Genomic DNA, 12,303 nt, shown 5'->3' with positions numbered 1-12,303 from the left:
CGCGCGCGTCAGCGTGCGCCGAGCAGGTGCTCGGTGGCCAGCTGCTGCAGCCGCACGAACCCGAAGCCCTTGCCGCCGAAGTACACCGACGGGTCGAAGTCCTCGTAGGCCGTGCGGTCGCCGAGCAGGTCGTCGTAGGACTCCCCGTCACCGAGGGTCGGAACCGACAGTTCGTCGACGCGCGAGGCGGCAAGCGCCTCCTGCACCTCGGGGTCGGCGCGGAAGGCCGCGGCGCGCTCCTTCAGCAGCAGGTAGGTGCGCATGTTGGCCGCGGCGGAGTCCCAGACCCCGGTCTCGTCCTCGGTGCGCGAGGGCTTGTAGTCGAAGTGACGAGGGCCCTCGTAGGCGGGCACGCCGCCGGGGCCGCCGTTTTCCAGCAGGTCCACCAGCGCGAACGCGTTGTGCAGGTCGCCGTGGCCGAACACCAGGTCCTGGTCGTACTTGATGCCCCGCTGGCCGTTGAGATCGATGTGGAAGAGCTTGCCGTGGTACAGCGCCTGGGCGATGCCGGCGGCGAAGTTGAGCCCCGCCATCTGCTCGTGGCCGACCTCGGGGTTCAGACCCACCAGCTCCGGGCGCTCCAGCGAATTGATGAAGGCGAGGGCGTGCCCGAGGGTGGGAAGCAGGATGTCGCCACGGGGCTCGTTGGGCTTGGGCTCGATCGCGAACCGGATGTCGTAGCCCTTGTCGACCACATACTGGCCGAGCATGTTCACCGCTTCGCGGTAGCGCTCCAGTGCGGCGCGGATGTCCTTGGCGGAGTCGTACTCGGCACCCTCGCGGCCGCCCCACATCACGAACGTCTTCGCACCGAGTTCGGCACCGAGGTCCAACTGGCGCAGCACCTTGCGCAGCGCAAAGCGGCGCACGTCACGGTCGTTGGAGGTGAAACCGCCGTCCTTGAACACCGGAGCGGAGAACAGGTTGGTCGTCACCATCGGGACGATCAGTCCGGTGTCGGACAGCGCGCCCTTCAGCCGGTCGATCTGCGTCTGGCGTTCGGCATCGGTGGACCCGAACGCGAACAGGTCGTCGTCGTGGAACGTCAGGCCGTAGGCGCCGAGTTCGGCGAGTTTCTCGACGGCGTGCACGACGTCGAGGGGCGGGCGCGTGGGACCGCCGAAGGGGTCGGCGCCGTTGTAGCCGATCGTCCAGAGGCCGAACGAGAACTTGTCGTCGCGGGTGGGGGTGGGCATGACGCTCCTTTGGGTCGCGCAAATTGTTGCTGACGACAACCTATAGCACAATGGATGCCGCGTCCAGAGCCCCCGCGGTCGCGCAGGTCACCCCGGGAGTGTCGCTGCAGCCATCGCAACTTTCGAAGGGACGTGCCACAATGATCGGGCGCCGTCGGCGCTGATCAGGGGGCGACATGGCGCAGACACCGCGCGTGACACTGGCCGCGATCGCCACGGAGGCCGGGGTGTCACTGGCGACGATGTCGAAGGTGCTCAACGGACGCACCGACGTCTCGCCGAGCACGCGCGCCCGCCTCGAGGAGCACCTGAAGCGTCACGGGTACACCCGCCGCGGCTCCTCCCAGCGTGCCGATGCGATCGAACTGGTCTTCCACGAACTCGAGGCCAGCTGGTCGATGGAGGTCATCGAGGGCGTGGAGGATGTCGCCCACGCCGCCGGCATCTCGGTCGTGCTCACCGTCAGCGGCGACCGCCACACGCCGTCGTCCGACTGGGTCGATGGGGTGCTGCGGCGGCGACCGGTGGGGGTCGTGCTGGTCTTCTCGGACCTGCCGCGGCCGCAGCGCGAGAAGCTGCGCTCGCGCGGCGTGCCGTTCGCGATCGTCGACCCCGCCGGCGACCCCGCCCCCGACGTGCCGTCCGTCGGCTCGGCGAACTGGTCGGGGGGCCTGGCCGCCACCCGCCACCTCATCGACCTGGGCCATCGCCGCATCGCGGCGATCACCGGCCCCGAAGACATGATGTGCTCGCTGGCGCGGCTCGACGGTTATCGCTCAGCCATGAACACTGCCGGCCTGCCGATCGATCCGGCGTGGATCCGGTTCGGCGACTTCCACCCCGGTGGCGGCGAGCGCCACGCGCGGGATCTGCTCGCCGGAGCGGATCGCCCCACCGCCGTGTTCGCCGGCAGTGACCTGCAGGCGCTCGGGGTCATCGCCGCGGCGACGGCGGCGGGACTCAGCGTGCCCGGTGACCTCTCGGTCGTCGGCTATGACGACATTGCGCTGGCGCGGTGGCTGAGCCCGCAGCTGACGACCGTGCATCAGCCGCTGCGCCGGATGGGCGAGGAGGCGGCCCGGATCGTGCTGCGCCTGGCGGCCGGCGAGAAGGTGGACGCGCTGCGCATGGACCTCGCCAGCCACCTCGTCGTGCGAGGCAGCACCGCACCACCGGCATCCTGATGCCTTCGAAACTCCCGAGCGATATTTCGTAACGCTTTCGTCACGACGTCATCAACACCGGCTCGTCCCGTCATATGTTCGGACGGACCACAAATTGACGCGCAAAGGAGCGCTCATGTCCCGACGACCCGTTCTGGCAGGCATCGGCACAGTCGTCGCCGCCGCCCTGGCATTGACTCCCCTCCTCCCGGCGGCCACCGCCGCCACCACCGTCGTCTCCACCGTGGACTTCGAAGACGGCACCACGGGAACGTGGACCCAAAGCGGGGGCCCCACCCTGACCGTCGTCGACGACCCGACCGGCGCCGCCGGCCGCGTGCTGCTCGTGGCCGACCGCGTCGACGGCTGGGACACCCTGCAGAGCCCGACGGGGCTGTTCACCGAGGGCGAGACGTACACGCTGTCGGCCCGCGTGCTGGTGCCCGAGGCATCCGCCCAGGCGCGCTTCATCGTCAAGGAGGGCTTCCATTGGGTGGGGGCGACGTCGGTCGCCGCCGACGAGTGGACGACCGTCACCGGCACCTTCGTGGCCGATGCCGACGACACCCAGGTCTACATCGAGGTCGATCCGGCGACCACCGACTTCTACCTCGACGACATCGCCGTCACCGCCGCAGGCGGGACACCGGGCGACGGCGGGGAGGTCGCGCCCGGCGGCGCGGTGGATCCCACCGTGACCCCGGTGACCAGCACCGCCGGCACCGGCGACGTCTCGGCGCTGACTTTCGACGACGGGCCCAATGGCGCGACCACCACCGCGCTGCTGGACTACCTGCAGGACAACCGGATCCAGGCGGTGTTCTGCATCATCGGTCAGAACATCCTCGCGCCCGGCGGTGCGGACCTGGTGCGCCGCATGGTCGCCGACGGGCACACGCTGTGCAACCACACCACCGGCTACGCGGACATGGGCGCGTGGAGCGCCGATGCCATCCGGGCCGACCTCGTCGAGAACCTGCGGATCATCCGCACCGCGCTGGGCGACCCGACCGCCGCGGTGCCGTACTTCCGGGCACCCAACGGCAGCTGGGGCGCAACCCCCGGCGTCGCGGTGGAGCTGGGGATGCAGCCCTTGGGCGTGGTCAACACGATCAACGACTGGGCCGAGACCGATCCCGCCGTCCTCACCGAGAACCTGCGCACGGCGATGAAGCCGGGCGAGGTCGTGCTCGTGCACGACGGCGGGGGCAACCGCGAGCCGTCGCTGCAGGCGGTGCGCACCGTCGTCAGCGAGCGCCTGGCCGCGGGGTGGACGTTCACCCTGCCCGCCGGAACGCCCGTGAGCCAGCCTCCGGGCAGCATCCTGCTCGAGGCGGACTTCGAGGACCAGCAGCTGAGCGGCTGGTACCCGCGTCAGGGCTCCGGCACCTCCGCCCCGACGGTCGCCGTCGTGGCGGGCGGCGCCGCCGACTCCGCGTTCGCCGCACAGGTCGCCGACCGCACGCACGAAGGCGACGGCATCCAGTTCGATGTCACCGATGTGCTGCTGCCCGGTCGCACCTACGCGTTCCAGGCCCAGCTGCGCTTCGCGCCCGGCGCCGATGTCGGCCAGGGCCTGTCGGTGTCGATGCGCACCGTCAACGGCACTTCCACGGCGTACGCGAACCTCATCCAGGCCGAGACCGTCACCGCGACGGGCTGGACCGGGGTGTCGGGAGAGTTCACCGTGCCCGCCTACGACACCGCGGCCGAGCTCTACGTCGAGGCCCGGTACAACAGCGGCAACACCTCGACGTTCCTCGTGGACCAGATCCGCGTGAGCGTTCCCGAGGCCGACGTGATCGACACGACGCTCACGCCGCTGCAGGACACCGTGGACTTCCCCGCCGGCGTCGCGATCGACTCCCGCGAGACCTCGGGACAGGCCGCGCAGCTGCTGCGGCATCACTTCTCCCAGATCACGCCCGAGAACCACATGAAGGTGGAGGCCTGGTACGACGCGGAGCAGAACTTCTCGCGCCACGCCGAGGCCACCGCCCTGCTCGACTTCGCGCGCGACAACGGCCTCGGGCTGTACGGCCACGTGCTGCTGTGGCATTCGCAGACCCCCGACTGGTTCTTCCAGGATGCCGGCCGCGAGCTCACCTCCTCCGAGGCCGACAAGCAGCTGCTGCGGGACCGGCTCGCCACCCACATCGACGCCGTCGCCGCATCGATCGCCGACGACTACGGCCTTTACGGTTCGGCGGGCAACCCGGTCGTCGCGTGGGACGTCGTCAACGAGGTCGTCGCCGACCAGCAGACCCCCGACGGGCTGCGCACGAGCCGGTGGCACGACGTGCTCGGCGAGGAGTACATCCACCTCGCGTTCGAGCTCGCCGACAAGGCGTTCAACGAGACGTACGCGGCGCCGGGCACCGACCGCCCGGTGAAGCTCTTCATCAACGACTACAACACCGAGCAGGACCGCAAGGGCGCCCAGTACGAGGCTCTCGTGCATCGGATGCTGGATGCCGGCGTGCCCTTCGACGGCGTCGGTCACCAGTTCCATGTCTCGCTCAACACGACAATCGCCTCGATGGCGGCGGCGCTGGACCGCTTCGCCGGCCTGGGGCTGATGCAGGAGGTCACCGAACTCGACGTGACCGTCAACCCGGTGACCGAGGCCAATCTCGTGCGACAGGGCCACTTCTACCGTGACGCGTTCCGGCTGTTCCGCACCTATCACGCGGCCGCGCCGGCCGCAGAGAAGCTCGCGGCCGTGACGATCTGGGGCCTCACCGACAACCGCTCGTGGCGCTCGGAGCAGGCGCCGCTGCTGTTCGACGCGCAGCTGCAGGCCAAGCACGCCTACTTCGGCGCGGTCGACGACGCCGAGCTTCCCGGTCTCATCACCGCCGCGAACGTCTTCGCCGGCGACATCGCGATCGGCGACGGATTCGAGACAGCCGCCGAGTGGCACAACCTGCCGGAGAACCCGCTCACCGGTGGCGCGGGCGGATTCCAGTCCCGCTGGAGTGACACCCACCTCACGGTGCTCGTGCGCAGCACGGTCGCCCCGGAGCGGGTGGAATTCAGCTACGCCGGCAACGAGCTCGTCTACACGCCAGGGGCGACGTCGCAGGTTCCCGGCCGCACGGTCGAGGTCGGCGGCTCCCACTACACGGTCGTACACCTGCCCCACTCCGGTGTCACCCGGGGAACCACGGCGACGTTCGACGTGCGGGTGGTCTCCGGCGGTGCCGTGGCGGGGGCGTGGAACTCGCCCGGCGCCACGGGGCAGCTGACCTTCCTCGAGCCGCTGTCGTTCCTGCACGTGCCGGAACTCCCCGCGCCGACCGTCGACGCGCAGGTGGACGACGTCTGGAAGCGGGCGGCCTCGGCGGTCACCGCCACCCGGGTCGAGGGCAGCGCCCAGGGCGCGACCGCCGCGGTGCGCACGCTGTGGCAGGGCAACACTCTGTTCGCGCTGTTCGAGGTCACCGACCCGGTGATCGACGCCAGCAACAGCGATGCCTGGAACCAGGACGGCGTCGAGCTGTTCATCGACCTCGGCAACGCCAAGAACGGCACGTACGGCCCCAACGACTCGCAGATCCGCGTCACGGCGGAGAACAAGGTGTCGTTCGGTTCCGGCGACGCCGCCGCGCAGCAGGCGCGGGTGACCGGCACCGCCACGGCGCGCACCGACACCGGCTACGTCGTCGAGATCGCGATCAACCTCGCTGGCCAGTCCGGTGGGCAGAGCGACGTACCCCTCGGCGGTCTGGGGACCTTCCACGGTCTGGACTTCCAGGTCAACGACGGCCGCGACGGCGCCCGGTACGCCGTGCACACGTGGGCGGAACCGACCGGGACCGGCTACCAGAACACCGGACGCTGGGGCGTGATCGAACTCGTCGGAGCGCCGACGGAGCCCGGCGAACCCGGTGAGCCCGGCGAACCCGGCGAGCCCGGGGGGCCCGGGGAGCCCGGGGAGGACACGGACTGGGCGCGGGTCGACGCCGGCAACGGCACGGTGGAGCAGGGCGGCACGCTGCCGGTGACGGTGTCCGGGCTTGAGCCCGGGCAGCGGATCTCGGCGACGCTGTTCAGCGACCCGATCGTGATCACCGGCATCCGTCCGGCTGGTGCCGGCGGCCGCACATCGTTCGCCGTGGCAATCCCCGCCGACCTTCCGCTGGGCCGCCACACGCTGGTCATCGAGTCCGCCGGATTCGAACCGATCTCGGTGACGGTGCGAGTGGTCGCCCCGGGGCAGCTCGCGATCACCGGAGCGCAGCTGCCGTGGGGCATCGCGCTGGCGCTGGCGTTCGCGCGAGTCGCGGCCGGCTTGGTCGCGGTGTTCCGGCCGCGACGGGCGCCCCGCGGCGCCTGAGCGAACGACGAAGGCCCCGAGGCTGCGGCATCCTCGGGGCCTTCGTCATGCCCGCGGGCCTCAGCCCGAAACGGGAACCGCCGCGCTCACCGCCACGTCCGGGCCCAGGCGCCGACCCTGCCCGACCACGCGGCTCGCGCCGGTCACCTGCACCGGCCACGTCGACGCGAGATCGGCCGAGGACCGCCCCGCGCCGAGCACGAGCTCCCCCGCGTCGACGATCCGCCGGCCGTCGCGACCGGTGTAGGAGGCGAGGTCGGTGTGCACCGTGAAGCGCACCTCCGCCTCCTCGCCCGGCTCCAGCTGCACCCGGGCGTACCCGATCAGGCGCTGCACGGGCCGGGCGACCTGGCCGACCGGGTCGTGCAGGTACAGCTGCACCACGTCCGCGCCGGAGCGCCCGCCGGTGTTGACCACCCGCAGCGTCACCTCCAGCTCCCCGTCGGTGCCGATCTCGGCGGTCGAGCCCTGCAGCGGCGACCACTCGAACGACGTGTACGACAGGCCGTGCCCGAAGCCGAACGCCGGCGTCGGGTCGATGTTGGACACGCCGGTGCGCCGCGCCAGCGGCGGGGCGAGGTAGGTTGCCGGCTGCGTGCCGGTCCCAGCCGGGATGCTGACCGGTAGGCGCCCACTCGGGTTGACGCGACCGCTCAGCACCCCGGAGATCGCGGGGGCTCCTTCCTCACCGGTGAAGAACGCCTGCACCACACCCGCCGCCTCCGCCGCCGCGCGGCCGAGCGCATACGGGCGCCCCGCCAGCAGCACCGCGACCACCGGCGAACCGGCGTCGAGTACGGCGTCGATGAGCTCCTGCTGGGCGCCGGGCAGCGCCAGCGACTCCGCGTCGCAGCCCTCGCCGCTCGTGCCGCGGCCGAACAGTCCGGCTCGGTCCCCGAGCGCGACCACGACGACGTCGGATGCCGCGGCCAGCGCGACCGCGTCGGCGATGCCGTCCCGCTCGCCGCCGTCGACGCTCGTCCCCCGCTCGTGCGTGATGCGCGCCTCGGGGAACTCGGCCCGCAGGGCCTCCAGGAGGGTGGGGATGCGGATCCCCAGCGCGACACCGGGGTGCTGCGAGACGACATGGGTCGGGAACGAATAGCACCCGAGCATGGCGTAGGGGTCGTCGGCGTTCGGGCCGATCACGGCGATGGATGCCGGTGCGCCCAGCGGCAGCATGCCGTCGTTGCGCACCAGCACGATCGCCTCTTCGGCCAGGCGCGCGGCCAGGGCCCGGTTGCCGGGCGGATCGAGGTCGATCGTGCCGCGCAGCGCCTCCGCGTCGCCGAGGTCGGCACCGGCCAGCGCCGTCGGCACCGCGGACCACTCCGGCTCGAGCAGGCCCAGCTGCTCCTTCTGCCGCAGCACCCGCCGCAGCGACGTGTCGATGAGCGCGACGTCCACGACACCGGACTCGACCGCGCGGCGCAGCGGCTCGCCGAAGGTCTTCACGGTGGGAAGCTCCACGTCGATGCCGGCGTACAGCGCCTGCCCCGCGGCATCCGCCCAGGACTCCGCCACCCCGTGCAGCAGCTTCAGGAACGCCACCGCGAAGTAGTCGGCCACGACGGTGCCTTCGAATCCCCACTCCTCGCGCAGCAGCCCGGTCAGCAAGGACCGGTCCGCCGCCGACGGCACCCCGTCGAGGTCGGTGTAGGAGTTCATCACGCTGCGCACGCCACCCTCCCGCACCGCCATCTCGAACGGCGGCAGCAGCACGTCGGCCAGTTCCCGGGGTCCCACGGACACCGGCGCCAGGTTGCGGCCGGCCTTCGAGGCGGAGTAGCCCACGAAGTGCTTCAGCGTCGCGACGATGCCGGATGACTCCAGGCCCCGCACGTACGCGGTGCCGACGGTGGCGACCAGATGCGGGTCCTCGCCGATGGTCTCCTCCACGCGGCCCCAGCGGGCGTCGCGGACGACGTCGAGCACCGGGGCAAGCCCTTGGTGGATGCCGACCGAGCGCATGTCAGCGCCGATGCGGGCGGCCATCTGCTCGACCAGTGCGGGGTCGAAGCTCGCGCCCCACGACAGCGGCACCGGGTAGGCGGTCGCGCCCCACGCGGCGAACCCGGCGAGGCACTCCTCGTGCGCGACGGCGGGGATGCCGAAGCGGGACGCAGCGCGGATGCGCTCCTGCGAGCGGGCGAGCGAGACCGCGCCCACCGCCGCGTCGACCGGCCGGGTGCCGAACGGCCGGGTCAGCTGACCGAGGCCGTGCGGGAGCAGCTCGTCGAGGTCGACGGTGCCCTCCATGTCGTGCTGGTGCGGCGCGACGTCGCCGCCGGTGTCGGACGCGCCGACCCACACGCCGTACAGCTGGGCGATCTTCTCCTCGAGGGTCATTTCCGCCACAAGCCGGTCGATCCGGGTCATCCCTTCACCGCCCCGGTGAGGCCGCCGACGATGCGCTTCTCGGCGAGCAGGAAGAAGACCAGCGCGGGGATCATCGCGAGGGACGTATAGGCCAAAACGGCTCCGGTGTTCTGTGAGTACTGAGAGGAGAACTGGGTAACCCCCAGCGGCAGCGGCCACCACTCCTGCGGGAGGGACCCGGTGCTGATGACCAGCAACGGCAGCAGGTAGCCGTTCCAGCTGGCGACGAAGGCGAGGATGCCGACGGTCACGAGCCCCGGCTTGGACAGGGGCAGCAGGATCCGCCAGAAGAACCCGATGCGGGTGGCGCCATCGATGCGCGCCGCCTCTTCGAGCTCATCCGGGATCGCCCGCAGGAACGGCACCAGGATGATGATCGTCGTCGGCAGCGCGAACGCGATGCCGGGGATGATCACTCCGAGATACGTCCCGTGCAGCCCCAGGGTGCGCAGCAGCAGCGTGAGCGGGAGCGCCGCGACCGTCAGCGGGAACATGAGGCCCGCGGTGAACAGCGTGTACAGCGCCTGCCGGCCGCGGAAGTTGTAGCGGGCGATGACGAAGGCAGCCATGAGACCTGCCACGACGACACCGACGGTGGTGGCGGTGGCGAGGATGAGGCTGGCTGCGACGTTGCCCCAGAACCGCGGGGCGGTGAGCACGGCCGCCCAGTTGTCGAACACCCACGGATCAGGCAGTCCCGCCGGATTGGCGTTGAGGTCGACGGTGCTGCGGAAGCCGCCGAGGAAGACGTAGACGACAGGCCCGACGGCCACCGCGGCGACGACGAGCGCGACGAGATAGACGAAGGGCTGACCCCAGTCGAAAACGCGGGCCTGCCGCGGCGGGGCGGGCTCCGGGGGACGCTCGTCCACGATGGTGGCGGTGGCGGTGGTCGACATCTACTGCACCCCTCGGGTGATGGCGCCGGCAAGGTCGCGGCGCAGCGCGACGCGCTGGTATACCAGCGCGACGACGAGCGAAATGATGAAGAGGATGACGGCGATGGCGCTGCCGTAGCCGGGCTGACCGGCGAACTGGCCCTGCTGCACCATGTAGGTCGCCATGCTCTCGGTGGCGATGCGGCGTACCGCCGGCGCGACGGTCACCCAGATCATGTCGAACACCTGCAGCGACCCGATGATCGACAGGAACGCCCAGATGCGGATGGTGGGCGCCAGCAGCGGCAGTGTGATGTACTGCTGGGTCTGCCACCAGGAGGCGCCGTCGATCTGTGCGGCCTCGGCGAGCTCCTCCGGCACGCCCTGGAGGCCGGCGAGCATGAGCAGGATGGCGAAGCCGATGTACTTCCAGGTGAGGATGAAGAAGATCGTCCACAGGGCGATGTCGGGGTCGGCGAGCCAGTTCTGCCGCAGGAATCCCAGCCCGAGGCCCTCGAGCAGGGCGTTGACGCCGCCTCCAGGCTGCAGCAGCAGCTTCCAGGCGAGGCCGGCGATGACTTCGGCCAGCACGTAGGGCACGAAGATGAGCAGCCGGAAGATGCCCCGGCCCTTCATCTTGCGGTTCAGCATGAGGGCGATCGCGATGGCAAGCGGCCCCTGCACCAGCAGCGACATCGCCAAGATGAAGAAGGTGTTGCCGATGGAGCGCTGGAACTCGGGCGTCGTCAGCGCGCGGATGTAGTTGTCGAAGCCGATGAACCGCGCAGGATCCGCCAGGTGCTCCCACCGGAACGCCGGGGGGAGGTTGTAGAAGCTGTACACCGCGGCGAGCACGACGGGCAGGATCACGAACCCGACGAACAGCACGAGCGCCGGAGTGACGAACAGCACGATCTCGAGCCGTTTGGGCCCCTGCCCCGAGCGCGTCCGCTTGTGCGGCGTGGCGCCCGGGCCCGCGGAGACCGCGGGCCCGGGCGTGGTGACGGCGGTCATTACAGGGTTGCCGCCGCGTCCTGCATACGGGTGACGATGTCCTCGGGGGTGCCGTTGCCTGCGAACAGGTTGACGATCCCCTCGTTCATCGCGTTGCCCACGGTGGTGCCGAACGCCGTGTCGAACCAGATCTGCACGAACGAGGATCCCGCCAGCTCCTCAGCGACGAGGGCGAGGTTCGGGTCGTCGACGGACGACGCCGCTGCGGCGACGGTCGGGATGCCCGAGCCGCTCTCGGCGAAGCGCGCCTGCACGTCCTCGCTCATGACGTAGGCCAGCAGATCGGCGCACTCCGGCGGAGCGGTCGCCGAGCAGCCGAAGCCGTCGCCGCCACCCAGCGTGGCCGAGGGGTCGCCTGCCGAGCCCTCGATGGTGGGGAACGGGAACCAGCCGAGGAACTCGGGGACCTCCTCGTTGGGAGCCAGTCCGCCGATCGTGCCGACGTTCCAGTGGCCCATGAGCTCCATGGCCGCCTGCCCGTTGGCGATCATGCCGGCGGAGCTGCCGGCGCCTTCCTGCGGAACGGTGCCGAGGAACCCGTCCTGGAACGGCTCGATGCCGATGAACTCCGCCAGCTGGTCGCCGGCTTCCACCCAGCACGGGTCACTGAAGTCGTACTCGGCCGCGGCCGCATCGAGCGTCTCCGGCGAGCAGGACCGCAGGGCGAACTGGTACCACCAGTGCGCAGCCGGCCACCCGGCACCCGCGCCCACCGCGATCGGCGTGAACCCGGCGTCGCGGAGCGTTCCCACCGCGGTGACGAGCTCGTCGAAGGTCTCGGGGACCTCTACGCCGGCCTCTTCGAACTGGTCGGCGTTGTACCAGAAGCCTTCGACGCCGAAGGAGAACGGGATGCCGTAGGTGGCACCGTCCACCTGCCACGCCTTGACGGTGGTCCCCACGCTCTCGATGGTCTCGGGAATGAGATCGTCCAGCGGCATCAGGTAGTCGTTGGAGACCTGGTCGCTCAGCTCACCACCCGGCCACACCTGGAACAGGTCCGGCGGGTCGCCGGCGGCCAGCGCGTTGGGGATGAGCGTGCGCTGCAGCTCCTCGTTCTGGTAGCCGGTCTGCTCGACCGTGACTCCGGGGTTGGCCTCTTCGAACTCGGTGGCAACCTCTTCCCAGACGTCGGGGAGCGGGCCGTTGGTGGCGTTGTGCCACCAGGTGAGTGTGACGCCGTCGCCGGATTCCTCGGCGTTGCCTCCTCCGGTACAACCGGCCAGCGCGCCGACGGCAAGCCCCGCCGCGGCGATCGACGCGGCAATGCGCGTCCTGCTGCGTGTGTTCATCCTTGAACCTCTCGAAAGTTTCGACCTAGTTGTCGAAAATGA

7 protein-coding genes are annotated in these 12,303 nt (G+C 70.6%); 2 read left to right on the top strand and 5 right to left on the bottom strand.

What is annotated here, in order from left to right; genetic code table 11:
* Positions 1-8: 8 nt before the first annotated feature.
* Positions 9-1,196 (bottom strand): xylose isomerase, encoded by a 1,188-nt coding sequence (gene xylA / locus QNO11_RS01785; RefSeq protein WP_257509018.1) that lies wholly within the window; start codon positions 1,194-1,196, stop codon positions 9-11.
* A gap of 176 nt (positions 1,197-1,372) precedes the next feature.
* Here xylA and QNO11_RS01780 point away from each other — a divergent pair, with 176 nt between their 5' ends.
* Both QNO11_RS01780 and QNO11_RS01775 read left to right on the top strand, forming a co-directional pair.
* Positions 1,373-2,380 (top strand): LacI family DNA-binding transcriptional regulator, encoded by a 1,008-nt coding sequence (locus QNO11_RS01780; RefSeq protein ID WP_257509017.1) that lies wholly within the window; start codon positions 1,373-1,375, stop codon positions 2,378-2,380.
* Between the two features lie 115 nt (positions 2,381-2,495).
* Positions 2,496-6,698: an endo-1,4-beta-xylanase gene (locus QNO11_RS01775; RefSeq protein ID WP_257509016.1), complete on the top strand. Its 4,203-nt coding sequence runs from the start codon at positions 2,496-2,498 to the stop codon at positions 6,696-6,698.
* Positions 6,699-6,758: 60 nt separating this feature from the next.
* Here QNO11_RS01775 and QNO11_RS01770 read toward each other — a convergent pair whose 3' ends face one another.
* Genes QNO11_RS01770 through QNO11_RS01755 form a run of 4 tightly spaced genes read right to left on the bottom strand, consistent with a single transcriptional unit; the run spans position 6,759 to position 12,261 of the window.
* A complete protein-coding gene (locus tag QNO11_RS01770) occupies positions 6,759-9,077 on the bottom strand; it encodes a beta-xylosidase/alpha-l-arabinosidase (protein ID WP_257509015.1) in 2,319 nt (772 codons plus the stop codon).
* Positions 9,074-9,976 carry a carbohydrate ABC transporter permease gene (locus tag QNO11_RS01765; RefSeq protein ID WP_257509014.1) on the bottom strand — a complete coding sequence of 301 codons (903 nt, stop codon included), beginning with the start codon at positions 9,974-9,976 and terminating at the stop codon, positions 9,074-9,076. The genes QNO11_RS01770 and QNO11_RS01765 overlap by 4 nt, the downstream gene beginning before the upstream one ends.
* Positions 9,977-10,969, bottom strand: coding sequence for a carbohydrate ABC transporter permease (locus QNO11_RS01760; protein ID WP_257509013.1), 993 nt, complete (start codon positions 10,967-10,969; stop codon positions 9,977-9,979). It lies immediately after the preceding gene.
* Complete coding sequence (locus tag QNO11_RS01755) at positions 10,969-12,261, bottom strand: ABC transporter substrate-binding protein (RefSeq protein ID WP_257509012.1); 1,293 nt, start codon at positions 12,259-12,261, stop codon at positions 10,969-10,971. Before QNO11_RS01755 ends, QNO11_RS01760 begins: the two co-directional genes overlap by 1 nt.
* Positions 12,262-12,303: the final 42 nt, after the last annotated feature.

Source organism: Microbacterium sp. zg-B96 (assembly GCF_030246865.1).
Taxonomy (GTDB): domain Bacteria; phylum Actinomycetota; class Actinomycetes; order Actinomycetales; family Microbacteriaceae; genus Microbacterium.
The sequence above is the reverse complement of the archived record's forward strand: the minus strand, read 5'-3'. Positions and strand labels throughout refer to the sequence as shown.